Genomic DNA, 14,206 nt, shown 5'->3' with positions numbered 1-14,206 from the left:
TCGATTGCGGAAGTTTCTGGCGGCCAGCGCGGATCAGGCGCCGGTCGATCATGGCGTGGCGGCGGGCGCCGCCACGCCTGGCGCGATCAATACTCGGCGCGCACGGTCAGCATGAGATTGCGAGGCTCGCCGTAGTAGTTGGTCCAGTTGGCGTCGTTCAGGCGCTGGTAGTAGACGCGGTCGAACAGGTTGTTGGCGTTCAGCGCCACGGTGACGTGCTTGTCGACGCGGTAGGCCACGCGCATGTCGACCAGGGCATAACCGCCCTGGCGCAGCGTGATCGGGCCGGCCACGTTGTGGAAGTCCGACTGCACCTGCACGCCGCCGCCAATGCTCAGGCGCCGCTGCAGCGCGGGCAAGGCGTAGTCGGTCCACACGCGCAGGATGTGCCTGGGCGTGAAGCTGGCGTAGGGCTGGCCTTCGCGGCGCGTGTCCACCTGGTACGCGGTGGTGTTGAAGGTGTAGCCCGCCGCCACCGTCCAGTAGGGCATGATGGCGCCGGCGGCCTCGGCCTCGAAGCCGCGGCTGCGGACCTCGCCACCGGCGACGGAGGGGCAGCGCCTGCCCACGCACGCCACCGAGGGATCGGCCTGGGCCCGGTTTTTCTGCTGGATCTGGAACAGCGCCAGCGACACGTTGAGCGCGCCGTCCATCAGCTCGCCCTTGACGCCGGCCTCGTAGTTGGTGCCCGTGATCGGATCGAGCGCCTGACCGTTGCGGTCCAGGTCGGTCTGCGGCATGAACACCTGCGCGTAACTGCCATACAGCGACCATTGCCGGTCCAGGTCGACGATCAGGCCGCCATAGGGCGTGAACCTGCCGTTGTTGCGCTGGCTCGATTTGGGCGATTCCAGCCGGCTCCAATCCATGCGCCCGCCCAGCACCAGCGTCAGCGGATCGGCCAGCGAGAAGCGGCCCATGCCGTACACGCCCTGCTCCCGTTCGCGGTTGACGCCCGCGGACTTGTAGGAGCCAATGTCGTAGCCGGGCACGTCGCGCGGATGCCAGTTGAACACGTCCATCGGCATGTTCAGCTGGGGACTGGTGACGTCGGCGTTCAGGTTCTCGTACGAGGTTCGCAGCGAGTTGGCGCCGAACAGCAATTCGTGGCGCCGACCGAACAGTTCCACCGGACCGCCGACGTAGGCGTCGACGCTGGTCTGGCTGTTGTCGTACTGGATACCGCCGCCCGACAGCCTGGCGCCCAGGCCAGTCTGGCGGTCGATCCCGCCATTGACGGTGAGGTACGTCATCTCGGAATCGGAACGGAGATGGTCGACGCTGATCCGCGCGCGCCAGCCCTGGCCGAAGCGGTGATCCAGGTCGGCGAACACGCGCGTCGTGTTCCAGTCGGAACGGCTGCCGGCGGACTCCAGGTTGACCGAGCGCCGCAGGCCGAGCGGCGCGCCGTCCTTGTAGCGCGGCAGCCCGCCCATGCTGGGCGGCGGATGCGAGCGCACGCGGCTGTAATGCAGGCCGGCCGACAACACGGTGTCCGGCCCCAGGTCGACCTCGCCAATGCCATAGAACAGGCCAGTCTTCTGGTTCGCGTTTTCATAGAAGAAGCCGCGGTCGGCCATGACGCCGACGACGCGGCCACGCACGCTGCCGCTGTCGTTCAGCGGCCCGCCCAGATCGACTTCGGTGCGATAGTTGTCCCAGCTGCCCGCGCTGAGTTCGCCGCCGAAGGTGAATTGCCTTTGCGGGCGCTTGCGCACCAGGTTGACGGTGGCCGACGGATTGCCGGCGCCATGCAACAGGCCGTTGGCTCCGCGCAGGATTTCGACCCGCTCGTAGATGGCCGTGTCTTCGGGCGCGGCGGCGCGGTTGCCCATCATCGCCGGCACGCCGTCCTGTTCGAAGGATTCGATCTGGAAGCCGCGCGCGAAGTAGGCCGTGGTCAGGTGATGGTGTGGCTGCACCGTGATGCCGGTGGCGTGGCGCATGACGTCGTCCAGGCTTTGCAGGTTCTGCTGGCGGATCTGGTCCGGGCCGATCACGGAGACCGATTGCGGCGTTTCACGCACGCTGAGCGGCAACTTGCCCAGCGACGGCTGCGGCGTGGCGGGCTCGCGGGCTCCGCTGACGGTGACGGCGGGCAGCGTCGGCGCCTGCCTGGCGCCATCGGCCAGGGCCGGCCCTGCCGCCACCAGCGCCGTCGCCGGCCAGAGCCGCCAGCAACGGGCAACCCTTTTGCACGCCCGGGGGCTGAAACGTGAACGCATGCGTACTTCTCCTTCTTTGTTACTGAGAATTATTCTCATACAATTTCGAGGAGAAACCGCAACGCCCAGGCGTTTGCATAGGCCTTGCTATGGCGAACGCGAAACCCGGGAGCGCACCGCGCGAATGACAGAAAGGGTTCGGGGCAGGCGCAGCCGCCGCCGGCAGCTCGCGGCGGCGACGTTCAGCGGCCGCTGGTCAGCGCGCTCGGCAGCACGCCGTAACGGCGCTGGAAGGCCTTGCTGAAGTGCGAATCGGTGTAGCCGCAGGCATAGGCGGCTTCCGATACGCTCATCTCGCCGGCGGCGAGCAGCGCGTGCGCCTGCGCCATGCGCTGCTCGCGCACGAAGGCGTAGACGCTGCAGCCGAACAGCTGGCGAAAGCCCGTGGTGAGCTTGTTGACGTTGATGCCGGCGCGGCGCGCCAGTTCGGGCAGGGTCGGAGGCTGCTGCAGGCTGGCCAGCGCCAGGTCGCGCGCGTGATGCAGGCGCTCGGTGTCGGCGCGCGACAGGCCTGGCGGGACCTGCGCAGCCGGAACCGGCTGCAGCGCGCCAAGCGCCAGCGCGGTCAGCTCCAGCGCCTTGGCGGACAGGTACATGCGCTTGAGCGCGCCCTGCATCGGGCAGGCCAGCATCTGCCGGCCCAGCGCCTGCAGCGGCGCCGCCAGCCGCAGGTTGGCGTCGGCATAGGCGGCGTCGCCGCGCGGGGCGCGCAGCAGGCGCGCGACATCCGCCGGTTCCAGCGACAGCGATTCGCGCAGGTGGTCGAGCGAGGTGCGCAGCGACACGAAGCGCAGCGAGCGGCGCGCGCCGAACTCGTGTTCCATGCGCAGCGCGTCGCGGCACAGGCTCAGGTGCAGCAGCGGCCCGCTGACCTGCGCGGCGGGCGCGCCCGGCACGCGATAGCGCAGCTCGCCTTCCAGCACCAGCACCAGCTTCAGGCCGGGCGCCAGGTCCTCCAGCACCCGTTCGCCGCGCTCGAAATGCAGCGTGCCGCCGGCCAGCGACATCGCGGGCGTGGCGGCGGAAACGGTCCAGTCGAGTTCGGGGTGCGGGTGGGTCACGGCGGCGGACCCGACGCGGCGAGCCCCTTTATTGAGAGTGAATATTATTACCGTTTTCCGGGCTGTCGCGCCAACCCTGGCTGCGCGCGGCGCGGCGCATGGCCTGCGGCGGCTGGCCGTAGACCCGCAGGAAGGCGCGCCGCATGCGTTCGCTGTCGGTGAAGCCGACGCGCCGCGCCACGCTGTCGATGCTGCCGTCGCCGCTTTCGATCTGCGCCCGCGCGGTCTGGGCGCGGATGCGCTCGACCGCCTTGGCGGGCGTCTCGCCGGTTTCGGCCTTGAAGCTGCGCAGGAACTGGCGCGGGCTGACGCAGGCCACTTCCGCCAGGTGTTCCACCGTCAGCGCCGCGCCCAGGTTGCCGCGGATATGCTCCAGCACCGCGCGCATGCGCTCGCTGTCGGGCGCCAGGTCCTGCAGCGCCGAGAACTGCGACTGCCCGCCCGAGCGGCGGTGATAGACCACCATCTCGCGCGCGGTCTCGGCGGCGATCTCCACGCCCAGGTCGGCCTCGACCATGGCCAGCGCCAGGTCGATGCCGGCGGTGATGCCCGCCGAGGTCCAGGTATCGCCGTCGCGCACGTGGATGCGATCGGCCTCGACGCGGACGGCGGGATGGTTGCGCGCCAGCGCAGCGGCGTGGCGCCAGTGGGTGGTGGCCCGCAAGCCGTCGAGCAGGCCCGCAGCGGCCAGCACGCGGGCGCCGGTGCAGACGCTGGCCAATCGCCGGCCCGCCTGGCGCTGGGCATGCAGGTAGGCGCGCATGGCGGGGCTGAGGGCGCTTTCGCGCGCGCCCTCGCCGCCGGGCACCACCAGGGTGTCCACCGGCGCGTCGCGCCATGGCGCGGTCAGCACGCCGATGCCGCAGGAGCTGCGCACCTCGCCGCCCGTTTCCGACACGACCCGCACGGCATAGGCCGGCGCGTCCGCGCGACGCGCCAGCAAGCCGGCGGTCTGGAACACGGCCGCGGGGCCGGACATGTCGAGCAGCTGGAAATCGGGCACCAGCAGGAAGGTCACGGCGTGCGTCATGGCGGTGGAAGGAGGCTAGTGTGGGGGTTGGCGCTTATCGAGGGATTTATGTCATTCACGCCAAAGTGTGCGCCGCTAGAGTGGTCGCTGTCAAACCGCAATCCTTGCCCCGAGTCCCCATGCCTGCCTCGCCCTCCCTGGCCACCGGCCGCCGCAACGCCCGCATCCTGGCCGTGTGCCAGGGCCTGTTCATCGCTGCCATCTCGATCGACCTGACGCTGACGGCCCTGACCGGCCACATGCTGGCCCCCGACAAGGCGCTGTCCACCCTGCCCTTCGCGCTGATCACGGTGGCCGGCGCGCTGGTCACCTGGTTCGCCTCGCTGCTGATGCAGCGGATAGGCCGCCGCAACGGCTTCGCGCTCGGCGCCCTGGCCGGCGCGGCCGGGGGCGGCATTTCGGTGTGGGCGGTGTTCCAGTCGGACTTCTGGATGTTCTGCGCCGGCACCGCGCTGGTCGGCGTGTTCCAGGCGTTCGCCCAGTACTACCGGCTGGCGGCGGCGGACGCGGTCGAGCCGGCCGCCAAGAGCCGCGCGATCTCGGTAGTGATGACTGGCGGCGTCATCGCCGCGATCGCCGGCCCGGCGCTGGCGGCCTGGAGCCGCGACCTGTTCGCGCCGGTGACGTTCGCCGGCGCCTACCTGATGGTGGCGTTGCTGGCGCTGCTGTCGGCCGCCCTGCTGTTCGGCTTCTACCGCGATATCGACGCGCCGGCGGCGGCGGCCGACGCGCAGGCCGGCCTGCCGGCCCGGCCGCTCGGCGAGGTGGCGCGCCAGCCGGTGTTCGTCGCCGCGCTGGCCAACAACGTGGTGGGCTCGGTGTCGATGATGTTCATCATGACCGCCGCGCCGCTGGCGGCGGTGGCCTGCAGCCACAGCATCGGCGACGGCGCCAACATCATGCAGTGGCATCTGGTGGGCATGTATGCGCCGGCGTTCTTCGCCGGCACGCTGATCCAGCGCTTCGGCCTGCCGCGGGTGCTCGGCGCGGGCATGCTGCTGAACGTGGCCTGTTCGCTGATCGCGATGGCCTCGCCCTCGCTGCCGGCGTTCTATGCGGCGCTGTTCTGCCTGGGGGTGGGATGGAATTTCATGTTCGTCGGCGGCACCACCCTGCTGGCGCAGTCCTACCGGCCTTCGGAACGCGCCCGCGCGCAGGGCGCGGCGGAGATGCTGCGCTACGCCGCCACCGCCCTGGCCACGCTGGCGGCCGGACCGGCGCTGGACGCGTTCGGCTGGGAGGCCCTGAACGCGGCCATGCTGCCGGTGGTGCTGGCCGCGGGCCTGATGACCTGGCACTGGGCGCGCGGTTCGGCCCGCGCCGCCACGGCCGCCAGCCACGCGTAGGCGCCAGGGCGCCCGCCCGCGCGATCGCGGGCGGCGCCGTCCACCGCTACTGCTGGCGGCGCTGTTCCAGTTCGCGCAGGCACTGGGCGACGCCGGCCTGCATCTGGGCGTTGGACACTGCGGCGCGGTCCGAGACTTCGCGGCAGCGCACGTACTCGGCCTGGCTTTCGGGCGAATCGCGGATCACGACCGGCGGCGCGGCGTTGGGATCGGGCGTCACGGTCATGCGCAAGGTGGAAGGCGGCGACAGGCTGCCGTCCTTGGAACGCTGGCTGGGATACTGGTATTCCTGCGTGACCGGCGCCGCGCTCTGCGCCTGCGCCGCGCCGCCCAGGCAGGCCAGGGCCAGCAGGACGGCGGTGATCGGGAGTCTCTTCATGTCGACCTCTCTTCGTTGAGCGCGCGCCCGGGCCCGATGCTCGGCACGGTGGCGCGCCGGTCTATCGTAGCCGCGGGCGTGGCCCCGGGAGGTGCCAAGACGCTACGCGGGCGAGGAGATTTGTTTCTTGCGGTTTCCCGCGGCCGGTTCAGCGCGGCGCGGGCGGCTTGCCGGATGGTTTGCGTAAAGGCGCCAGTAAGGAAGCGAGACCGTTGTGGTCCAGTTCGTGCATCAGCGCCAGCAGGCGCCCCAGCTCGCCCGGCGGGAAGCCCTTGCGCGCGAACCAGGCCAGGTACGGGCCCGGCAGGTCGGCGATCAGCCGCCCCTGGTATTTGCCGAAAGGCATGACGCGCGTCACCAGCAACTGCAGCAGTTCGGGATCCATGCGCCCTACCTTGCCGGCGCGGCGCCGAAGGCGATGTCGGCGGCGGGCACGGCGGCGATCTTCACGCCGAAGCTGGAGATGGACGAGAGCGTGGCGTTATGATGCGCGCGGATCTGCGCGCCGGCAGCGTGCGGCTTGTCCTGGGTGGTGTGGGCGTCGGCCGCCAGCGTCACCGGATAGCCCAGCGCCGCGGCGCGGCGCACGGTGGTGTCGACGCAGAACTCGCTGGCGTAACCGCACACCACCAGGTGGGTGGCCCCGGCTTGCGCCAGCGCGTCCGCCAGGCCGGTGCGCAGGAAGGAATCCGGCGTGGTCTTGTAGACCCGCGCGTCGCCGTCCGCCGGCTGCAACCGCGTATCCAGTTGCCAGCCCGGCTCGCCATGCGCCAGCTTGCTGCCGGGCGCTTCGTGCTGCACGTAGATCACCGGCACGGACGCGGCGCGGGCGCGCGCGGCCAGGTCGTTGATGCGCGCCAGCACGGCGCCGGCATCGGCGGGTTCGGGCGTGGTCTCGAACAAGGCGCGTTGCACGTCGATCACGATCAGGGCGGACGTCATGGTTTCCTCGGAATGGCGGCGGAAGGTGGCGAAAGAAAGAAGCGAAGCAATGGCGGGCGATGGCCCGGCGCGCGGACTAGCCGCATTCGGCGCCTTGCACGGCCGGCGGCCAGATGCGGGCGTAGATCCAGAAATGGCGCGGTTCGCCGCGCACCTGGCGGTAATGGTGCAACAGCCCCTCGCGCTGGAAACGGCAGCGCTCCAGCACGCCGGCCGACGCGGTGTTGGTGTCGAGCACCGTGGCTTGCACGCGGGCCAGGCCCAGCGTCTGCAAGGCCCAGCCGGTGACGGCCTCGCAGGCCTGCGAGGCAATGCCGCGGCGCCAATGCGACGGCGCCAGGTCGTAGGCGATCTCGGCGCGGCGCGCGCCCGGGGTGATCTCGTTCAGCCCGATGGTGCCGATCAGGCGGTCGTCGGCCTCGACGATCGCCAGGCGAATCGCGTGTGTGGCGACCGGATCCGCATAACCCCGGATCAGTGCGGCCAGCGCGTCCGCGCCGTCCAGCTGCCAGCTGGTGTGGCGGGTCACGTTGTCGTCACTGAGATAGGCGTACCAGGCGGCGGCGTCGGCCTCGCGCAGGGGGCGCAGGCGCAGGCCGGCGATGCCCAGGTCGGGGGCCTGCTGGGGCCATTCGGCAAGAGGGAGGGACATGATGCGAAAGGCGTCGAAAAGGAAGCGCCGGCGCATGCTTGCCCCGGCCGTCCACAGCTTAACAGGCTCGCGCCGGTCAGAAATCCAGGCGTCCCTTCAATTCGCCGAACGGCACCATGACGTGTTCGCGATAGGCGGGGCGCTGTCGCAGCCGCTCGTACCAGGCGCGCACGTTCGGCAGCGGCGCGTGGGCGATGTCCAGCTCGTAATAGCGGTACAGCGCGGTGGCCGCGGGAATGTCGGCCAGCGTCAGCGCGTCGCCGCCCAGATAGGGTTGCGTGGCCAGCACGGCATCCAGCTGGCGCAGGCAGGCATGGGTATTGGCCAGGGCGCGGTCGATGGCGGCCAGGTCGCGCTGTGGCTCGGGGGTGCGGTAGTAGCCCCAGAACACGCCCACCAGGAAGGCCGGCTGCAGCGCCGTCTGGGCCCAGTCCATCCAGCCATCGGCGCGCGCGCGCCGCGCAGGATCGGCCGGCCAGAAAGCCTCGGCGCCATGGCGCGCGGCCAGATAGCGCAGGATCGCGTGCGACTCCCACACCACCGTGTCGCCTTCGCGCAGCAGCGGCACCCGTCCGTGCGGGTTCATCCGCAGGAACTCGGGCGTATCGAGCAGGCCGTGCTGGCCGCCGGCCAGCACATGTTCATAGGACAGGCCCAGTTCGCCGGCCAGCCACAAGACCTTCTGCACATTGAATGAACTGCGCCGGCCCCAGATCGTCAGCATTGCGTGGTTTCTTTTCAACGACGGCATCAGCCGGCCACGACGACGCGCGGCTCGCAGTTCACCGGGAAATTCACCGAATTGGCGATGTAGCAGAAATGATGGGCGCGGGCATGCAGCGCCTCGGCCAGGCCGGCGTCGCCGCCCGCGGCGATGGTGACTTCAGGCCGCAGCGTGACCGAGGCGAAGGCGCCGCCACGTTCGGGGTCTTCGCGCATCACGCCGTGCGCGTCGTCGCGATACGCGGTGACGACGATGCCCTCGACCGCGCACAGGTGCAGGTACCAGAGTTTGTGGCAGGCCGACAGCGACGCCACCAATAGGTCTTCGGGATTCCAGCGCGCCGCGTCGCCGCGGAACGCGGGGTCCGCCGAGCCGGCGATGTCGGGCTTGCCGGGCGCCTGCACCAGGTGGTCGCGGGCATAGGCGGTGTAGCTGGCGGTGCCCTTGCCGGTGTTGCCGGTCCAGGTCACGGCGACGTCGTAATGGTGTTCGCCTTTCATTGCGGGATCCTCGGGGCGCGCCGCGGCGGCGCGCAAAGAGCGTTAGCGTAGCGCAAGCGCCGCGCGGCGTGAACCGGACGGCGGGCGACGCTATCGCGCGGCACGGTGCCAGGATAGGCGGCGACGTGCGGCCCGTGGTCGAGCCAGGGCACGTCGTATGCGGTATGGATATGCGCCACCGGCCGCGCGCCGGGATCGTCGTCGAGCGTGGCCACTCGCAGGATGACCTGCGGCTGCGCCACCCAGTGCGCCATCAGGTGGGCGCCGCAGGCGGTGCAGAAGTGGCGGATCTTGCCGGGCGACGATTCGTACGCGCCCAGCGCGGCGGCGCCCCGGGTCCAGCGGAAATCCTCGCGCGCGACCCGCGCGGTCGACGCGAACGCCGCCGCGTGCGCCTTGCGGCAGGTCGTGCAATGGCAATGGACGATCGGCCCGGCCAGGCGGTCCGCCTCGTAGGCCACGGCGCCGCACAGGCAGCTTCCCTTCATGATGGACTCCTTCGCGCCCGCCGCGCCATGCCGCGGGCCTGCCGGCCAGCGTAGCGCGGGCCGCCCCGATGCGCCGCGCCGATACGGCCAGGATCGCGGGCAGCGGCGGACAAGCGCGGCCAGGAGGCGGCCTGGCGATCCCCCGCGCATGCCATCGCGGCCCCACGCGGCGCCTTGCCTTTACATCCCGTTTCAGCAAGGATGGCGTGGCGTCCGTATCGTGGACGCACCGCTACACAGGAGCTCGCCATGATGAAAACCACCTTGACCTGCACCCTGACAGTCGCCCTGCTTGCCGGCTGCACCCCCTCCAAACCCATCAGCGCGCGCTCGGTGCCCGTGGACAACCACACGGCCCGCAACGCGCTCGACTGGCCCGGCAGCTACGAAGGCACCCTGCCCTGCGCCGATTGCCCCGGCATCCGCACCCGCCTGACGCTGATGAAGGACGGCCGCTACGAGCGCGCCACCCAGTACCTGGACCGCGAGCCGCAACCCGAGACCGTGGCCGGCACGTTCAGCTGGGAATCCGATGGCAGCACCATCCGGCTGGATGCCTCGGGCGACAGCCAGCGCTATTTCATCGCCGAGAATCAGGTGATCATGCTGTACCGCGACGGCACCCGCCCGACCGGCCCGCTGGCGCCGCACTACGTGCTGCGGCGCGCGCAGTAACGCGGCGTAATCGGCCGCGCGCCGGTCGCGGGGGGCCGACGCCGCCGTGCCCCCGCAAGCACTCCGCTTCCGGCTATTCTCTGGGCTGCACATGCCGCGCCCCCCGACCCCGGCGGCGCCCCCGAGGAAGGAAGATCCATGAAGACCGATCACGAACTGCTCGACGCGTTTGCCCCGACGGGCACGCTGCGCGCCTCCATCAACCTGGGCAATCCGATCCTGGCCAACAGCCATCCCGACACCGGCGCGCCCGGCGGCGTGTCGGTCGACCTGGCCACCGAGCTGGCGCGCCGGCTCGACGTGAAGCTGGAGCTGGTGGTGTTCAAGTCCGCCGGCGAATCCGTCAACGCAGTCGCCGCCGAGCAGGCCGACGTGGGCTTTTTCGCGATCGACCCGCTGCGCGGCGAGCAGATCGCCTTCACCGCGCCGTACGTGGTGATCGAGGGCGCCTACCTGGTGCGCGATGATTCGCCCATCACCCGCATGGAAGAAGTGGACCGCGCCGGCCAGCGCGTGGTGGTCGGCAAGGGCAGCGCCTACGACCTGTACCTGACGCGCGAGATCAAGCACGCCGAGCTGTTCCGCGCGCCCACCTCGCCCGCGGTGGTCGACACCTTCGTGCAGGAAAACATGGAGGTGGCCGCCGGCGTCAAGCAGCAGCTGCAGGCCGACGCGCAGCGCCTGGGCGGCCTGCGCCTGCTGGACGGCCATTTCATGCTGATCCGCCAGGCCATGGGCGTGCCCAAGAGCCGCGGCGCCAAGGCCGGCGCCTACCTGGCCGCCTTCGTCGAAGCCATGAAGAAGAGCGGTTTCGTCGCCGAGGCGCTGGCGCGCCACAAGATCCAGGGCGCCGCCGTGGCGCCGCTGGAAACCGCGCCGCAATAAAAAAAGCGAGGCGGCTGCCTCGCTCGATGGCACGCCGCGCGCGCCTTGCACGCGGCGGGATCACGCGCCGCGCCACCGCATGGCGAACCGTCGATGGCGCCCCGGCATGCGGGTCGCCATCGACGGGACTCGCCGCCAGCGTCAGTGGCTGATCATCCAGGGCCGCGAACCGGCGAAGGACTTGGCGCCGTCGGCCGTGGTACGGGTCTTGCCGGACGTGCGTCCGCCCGAACAACAACCGCAGTTCATGCCGTGCCCGGAACGCGAGCTGCGCGGTTCGTTGGCGCTGCGTTCGTTGGCGGCATGGGCGCGATTGACGGCCGACGACAGCGCCGAGATCGCGGGCGCGCCGCCGACGATGCGGTGCGAGGCGGCCCCACATTGCGGGCAGTCGGCCGGATCGCGCCATTGCGCCAGCGGCCGCAGCGCCGCGAACTCGCCGCAGTCGGCGCAAGCGTAGTCATACATGGGCATGTCGGTCTCCCTGGTCCCGGCCTCAGCGGTCGCGCGACAAGGGCATGTCGACGCCGCCCTTGATGTGCTTGACCGGCCCCGACGCCGACGGCTGGATGCCGAAATCGAAGATCTCGGTCGGCAGCCACAGCGTGGCGCAGGAGTTCGGAATGTCCACCACTCCGCTGATGTGCCCCTGCACCGGCGCGCAGCCCAGGAGCGAATAGGCCTGCGCCCCCGAATAGCCGAATTTCTTCAGGTACTCGATGGCGTTCAGGCAGGCCTGGCGATAGGCCACGTTCACGTCCAGGTAGTGCTGCTTGCCGCCCTCGTCCACCGAGATGCCTTCGAAGATCAGGAAGTCCTTGTAGGCCGGCGTGATCGGGCTGGGCTTGAAGATCGGATTGCGGATGGCGTACTTGTCCATGCCGCCCTTGATCAGCGTGACGCGCATGTGCACCCAGCCGGCCATCTCGATGGCGCCGCAGAATGTGATCTCGCCATCGCCCTGCGAAAAGTGCAGGTCGCCCACCGACAGGCCGCCGCCCTTGACGTAGACCGGGAAGAACACCCGCGCCCCGCGCGACAGGTCCTTGATGTCGCAGTTGCCGCCATGCTCGCGCGGCGGCACGGTGCGCGCGCCCTCGCCCGCCGCGCGGTCGCGGTCGGCGCCCTGCAGCGCGCCCATGTGCGCCGTCTTGGGCGCCGGCGGATTGGCCAGCGGCGGCACGCGGTTCGGATTGGTGTCGATCAGCGCCTGCTCGCGCTGGTTCCAGGTGTCCAGCAGCTTCTTGTCGGGCAGGCAGCCGATCAGGCCGGGATGGATCAGGCCGGCGAAATTGACGCCCGGGATGTGCCGCGACGAGGTGAACATGCCGTGGAAATCCCAGATGGATTTCTGCGCATGGGGGAAATGGTCGGTGAGAAAGCCGCCGCCGTTGTTGCGGCTGAAGAAGCCGTTGAAGCCCCACAGGCTGTCGGGCTTGGCGCCGATATCCAGCAGGTCCACCACCAGCAGGTCGCCGGGCTCGGCGCCTTCGACGCCGACCGGGCCGGACAGGAAGTGCACGGTCGACAGGTCGACGTCGCGCACGTCGTCGGCGCTGTCATCGTTCTTGATGGCGCCGCCGGTCCAGTCGTAGGTCTCCAGGATGAAATCGTCGCCGGGCTTGACCCAGACGGCCATCGGGATGTCCGGGTGCCAGCGGTTGTGGATCTGCTTGTTCTCGTACGGGGACTGGGTCAGGTCGACCTGGATGAGGGTGTCGGTCATTCTCTTTCATCTCCAACGTAACGTGTTGATAAAACAGAACTTCAGCCGGAGGGCGCGTCCAATTTCGCGTGCGTGGATTGGATCTTCGATTCCTTGACGTGTGAACGATGGTAGACGCGTTTGGAGCGATTGCCATACTGGTTTTCCATGCAGCACAGGGCCGTGCAGGACGGCGCCTGCCCGAGGCCGCATCGCGCCTTCAACCTTGACGCTGCGTGAAACCTCCACTTACACTTCGCGAGCCTAAAAGGGCCCATCTGGCGCCAACGCGGCTCAACGCGGCGGTTTGCGATGCCAACACGCGCATGCGGCCGCCATCCTCCTGCGATTGCGGTTCCTGCCGCCCCCTCCCGAGCGCGCCACGCCATGGTTGCTTCCGTCATTCTCGGCATGCTCTGCGTGCACTTGCTTTGCTTTTGCGCCATGTTCCTGCTGATCAGCCGGCGGTTGCGCGACAAGAAGATGGGCACGGACGTGTTCGCCGCCGGCCACCTGCTGCTGGGCATCGCCTACATCCTGCAATTGCTGGCCCCGCCGCCGGGATCATGGGGCATGAGCATCATCAACCACACCCTGACGCTGTGCGCCCCGGTCGCGTATGTCTTCGGCGCGGCGCGGTTCTTCAACCGGCCGATTCCCGTGCTGTACCCCATGCTGGCCCTGGCCGCCGCCTACACCGCCGCCCAGGTGCTGGTGGAGGCCGTGTGGGGCACGGCGGCGCGGCATGCGCTGCTGGCGGCTTCGTGCGCGCTGCTGTTCCTGGCGATGACGCTGGCGCTGCTGTACGGCGCGCGCACCTTCGCCCGCGACCTGCGCCTGGAGATGATCGTGTTCTCCTTCCTGGTGGGCGGCATCTGCGCGCTCAACGCGGTGAAGTTCGTCCTGATCCTGGATGGCGGCATGCCGGCCCTGGACATGCGCAGTCCGTTCCAGACGGCCTTCTACCTGTATATGTCGTTCCTGGGCACGGTGCTGCCGCCCGCCGTGGTGTGGCTGATCCTGCGGCGCCTGACGGATGAGCTGCGCACCATGGCGACGCGCGATCCGCTCACGGGCCTGCTGAACCGGCGCGGCCTGATGGACGGGCTGGAGGCGCACTTCCGGGTCCGCCATGCCGCGCCCTCGCACCTGCTGATCGTGGACATCGATCGCTTCAAGCAGATCAACGACACCCACGGCCATCAGATCGGCGACCAGGTATTGAGCCGCGTGGCGCAAGTGCTGCAGCACACGGCGCGCCAGGGCGACCTGGTGTGCCGCTTGGGCGGCGAAGAGTTCGTGGTGGTGGCGCTGGACAGCAATCGCGAAGGCGCCATGCATCTGGCGGAGCGGCTGCGCGAGGCGATCGCCCACGCCCAGGTGCCTGGCGGCCGCGCGCAGGGGCCGATCCGCTGCACCGCGACCATCGGGGTGTCGCACGGCTTTGCCGGCACGCAGTCGCTGGACGACATCATGCGGCAGGCGGATGCCGCGCTGTATCGCGGCAAGATGTCCGGACGCAATCGCGTGGAATGGGCGGATGAAGCGGCCATGCCGGTCGCGCAAGCACTACCAGCCTGAGGCGCCGCTCGAC

The 14,206-nt window shown here is 69.9% G+C and carries 16 protein-coding genes; 4 read left to right on the top strand and 12 right to left on the bottom strand.

The annotated features are described in order from the left end of the window. Positions 1-86: 86 nt before the first annotated feature. From I6I07_RS18560 to I6I07_RS18550, 3 genes are all read right to left on the bottom strand, one after another. A complete protein-coding gene (locus I6I07_RS18560) occupies positions 87-2,225 on the bottom strand; it encodes a TonB-dependent siderophore receptor (RefSeq protein WP_232625646.1) in 2,139 nt (712 codons plus the stop codon). A 182-nt stretch (positions 2,226-2,407) separates the two neighbouring features. Beyond that, positions 2,408-3,286 (bottom strand): helix-turn-helix transcriptional regulator, encoded by an 879-nt coding sequence (locus I6I07_RS18555; protein WP_232625645.1) that lies wholly within the window; start codon positions 3,284-3,286, stop codon positions 2,408-2,410. 28 nt (positions 3,287-3,314) lie between these two features. Beyond that, on the bottom strand, positions 3,315-4,316 hold the full coding sequence (locus tag I6I07_RS18550; RefSeq protein ID WP_198483200.1) for a GlxA family transcriptional regulator: 1,002 nt from the start codon (positions 4,314-4,316) through the stop codon (positions 3,315-3,317). A gap of 119 nt (positions 4,317-4,435) precedes the next feature. Between I6I07_RS18550 and I6I07_RS18545 the strand changes: the two genes are divergently transcribed. Then, positions 4,436-5,662 carry an MFS transporter gene (locus tag I6I07_RS18545; protein ID WP_198483199.1) on the top strand — a complete coding sequence of 409 codons (1,227 nt, stop codon included), beginning with the start codon at positions 4,436-4,438 and terminating at the stop codon, positions 5,660-5,662. Positions 5,663-5,708: 46 nt separating this feature from the next. Here the strand turns inward: I6I07_RS18545 and I6I07_RS18540 are convergent, their stop codons facing one another. The 7 genes from I6I07_RS18540 to I6I07_RS18510 all read right to left on the bottom strand — a co-directional run bounded on the left by I6I07_RS18540 (position 5,709) and on the right by I6I07_RS18510 (position 9,347). Further along, a complete protein-coding gene (locus tag I6I07_RS18540; RefSeq protein WP_198483198.1) occupies positions 5,709-6,041 on the bottom strand; it encodes a hypothetical protein in 333 nt (110 codons plus the stop codon). A 148-nt stretch (positions 6,042-6,189) separates the two neighbouring features. Continuing rightward, positions 6,190-6,426, bottom strand: a complete 237-nt coding sequence (locus I6I07_RS18535; RefSeq protein ID WP_198483197.1) for a DUF3820 family protein — start codon at positions 6,424-6,426, stop codon at positions 6,190-6,192. Between the two features lie 5 nt (positions 6,427-6,431). Beyond that, the gene (locus tag I6I07_RS18530) at positions 6,432-6,983 is read right to left on the bottom strand and encodes a cysteine hydrolase family protein (RefSeq protein WP_198483196.1); all 552 of its coding nucleotides are present in this window, start codon (positions 6,981-6,983) and stop codon (positions 6,432-6,434) included. A 76-nt stretch (positions 6,984-7,059) separates the two neighbouring features. Then, positions 7,060-7,635: a GNAT family N-acetyltransferase gene (locus I6I07_RS18525; protein WP_198483195.1), complete on the bottom strand. Its 576-nt coding sequence runs from the start codon at positions 7,633-7,635 to the stop codon at positions 7,060-7,062. Between the two features lie 76 nt (positions 7,636-7,711). Continuing rightward, a complete protein-coding gene (locus I6I07_RS18520; RefSeq protein WP_116520327.1) occupies positions 7,712-8,359 on the bottom strand; it encodes a glutathione S-transferase family protein in 648 nt (215 codons plus the stop codon). A 26-nt stretch (positions 8,360-8,385) separates the two neighbouring features. Next, entirely contained in the window at positions 8,386-8,859 is a 474-nt protein-coding gene (locus I6I07_RS18515; protein ID WP_116520328.1) for an OsmC family protein, read from the bottom strand. After that, positions 8,856-9,347 carry a GFA family protein gene (locus I6I07_RS18510; RefSeq protein WP_232625644.1) on the bottom strand — a complete coding sequence of 164 codons (492 nt, stop codon included), beginning with the start codon at positions 9,345-9,347 and terminating at the stop codon, positions 8,856-8,858. Before I6I07_RS18510 ends, I6I07_RS18515 begins: the two co-directional genes overlap by 4 nt. A gap of 249 nt (positions 9,348-9,596) precedes the next feature. Between I6I07_RS18510 and I6I07_RS18505 the strand changes: the two genes are divergently transcribed. Continuing rightward, the gene (locus tag I6I07_RS18505; RefSeq protein ID WP_061074104.1) at positions 9,597-10,022 is read left to right on the top strand and encodes a copper resistance protein NlpE; all 426 of its coding nucleotides are present in this window, start codon (positions 9,597-9,599) and stop codon (positions 10,020-10,022) included. Between the two features lie 138 nt (positions 10,023-10,160). Beyond that, positions 10,161-10,907 carry an ABC transporter substrate-binding protein gene (locus I6I07_RS18500; RefSeq protein WP_198483194.1) on the top strand — a complete coding sequence of 249 codons (747 nt, stop codon included), beginning with the start codon at positions 10,161-10,163 and terminating at the stop codon, positions 10,905-10,907. A gap of 141 nt (positions 10,908-11,048) precedes the next feature. Here I6I07_RS18500 and I6I07_RS18495 read toward each other — a convergent pair whose 3' ends face one another. After that, complete coding sequence (locus I6I07_RS18495; RefSeq protein WP_198483193.1) at positions 11,049-11,381, bottom strand: zinc ribbon domain-containing protein; 333 nt, start codon at positions 11,379-11,381, stop codon at positions 11,049-11,051. 22 nt (positions 11,382-11,403) lie between these two features. After that, the gene (gene fmdA / locus I6I07_RS18490; protein WP_198483192.1) at positions 11,404-12,633 is read right to left on the bottom strand and encodes a formamidase; all 1,230 of its coding nucleotides are present in this window, start codon (positions 12,631-12,633) and stop codon (positions 11,404-11,406) included. A gap of 366 nt (positions 12,634-12,999) precedes the next feature. Here fmdA and I6I07_RS18485 point away from each other — a divergent pair, with 366 nt between their 5' ends. Next, positions 13,000-14,193 (top strand): GGDEF domain-containing protein, encoded by a 1,194-nt coding sequence (locus I6I07_RS18485; protein ID WP_198483191.1) that lies wholly within the window; start codon positions 13,000-13,002, stop codon positions 14,191-14,193. Positions 14,194-14,206: the final 13 nt, after the last annotated feature.

Origin of the sequence: Achromobacter deleyi (assembly GCF_016127315.1) — a bacterium.
GTDB lineage: Bacteria > Pseudomonadota > Gammaproteobacteria > Burkholderiales > Burkholderiaceae_B > Achromobacter > Achromobacter insuavis_A.
The sequence above is the reverse complement of the archived record's forward strand: the minus strand, read 5'-3'. Positions and strand labels throughout refer to the sequence as shown.

Excerpts from the sequence above, each read along its gene's own strand:
- I6I07_RS18530 (WP_198483196.1), bottom strand. The coding sequence starts at position 6,983 with ATGACGTCCGCCCTGATCGTGATCGACGTGCAACGCGCCTTGTTCGAG.
- I6I07_RS18560 (WP_232625646.1), bottom strand. The coding sequence starts at position 2,225 with ATGCGTTCACGTTTCAGCCCCCGGGCGTGCAAAAGGGTTGCCCGTTGC.
- I6I07_RS18500 (WP_198483194.1), top strand. The coding sequence starts at position 10,161 with ATGAAGACCGATCACGAACTGCTCGACGCGTTTGCCCCGACGGGCACG.
- I6I07_RS18550 (WP_198483200.1), bottom strand. The coding sequence starts at position 4,316 with ATGACGCACGCCGTGACCTTCCTGCTGGTGCCCGATTTCCAGCTGCTC.
- I6I07_RS18515 (WP_116520328.1), bottom strand. The coding sequence starts at position 8,859 with ATGAAAGGCGAACACCATTACGACGTCGCCGTGACCTGGACCGGCAAC.
- I6I07_RS18510 (WP_232625644.1), bottom strand. The coding sequence starts at position 9,347 with ATGAAGGGAAGCTGCCTGTGCGGCGCCGTGGCCTACGAGGCGGACCGC.
- I6I07_RS18520 (WP_116520327.1), bottom strand. The coding sequence starts at position 8,359 with ATGCTGACGATCTGGGGCCGGCGCAGTTCATTCAATGTGCAGAAGGTC.
- fmdA (WP_198483192.1), bottom strand. The coding sequence starts at position 12,633 with ATGACCGACACCCTCATCCAGGTCGACCTGACCCAGTCCCCGTACGAG.
- I6I07_RS18525 (WP_198483195.1), bottom strand. The coding sequence starts at position 7,635 with ATGTCCCTCCCTCTTGCCGAATGGCCCCAGCAGGCCCCCGACCTGGGC.
- I6I07_RS18485 (WP_198483191.1), top strand. The coding sequence starts at position 13,000 with ATGGTTGCTTCCGTCATTCTCGGCATGCTCTGCGTGCACTTGCTTTGC.
- I6I07_RS18495 (WP_198483193.1), bottom strand. The coding sequence starts at position 11,381 with ATGCCCATGTATGACTACGCTTGCGCCGACTGCGGCGAGTTCGCGGCG.
- I6I07_RS18540 (WP_198483198.1), bottom strand. The coding sequence starts at position 6,041 with ATGAAGAGACTCCCGATCACCGCCGTCCTGCTGGCCCTGGCCTGCCTG.
- I6I07_RS18535 (WP_198483197.1), bottom strand. The coding sequence starts at position 6,426 with ATGGATCCCGAACTGCTGCAGTTGCTGGTGACGCGCGTCATGCCTTTC.
- I6I07_RS18505 (WP_061074104.1), top strand. The coding sequence starts at position 9,597 with ATGATGAAAACCACCTTGACCTGCACCCTGACAGTCGCCCTGCTTGCC.
- I6I07_RS18545 (WP_198483199.1), top strand. The coding sequence starts at position 4,436 with ATGCCTGCCTCGCCCTCCCTGGCCACCGGCCGCCGCAACGCCCGCATC.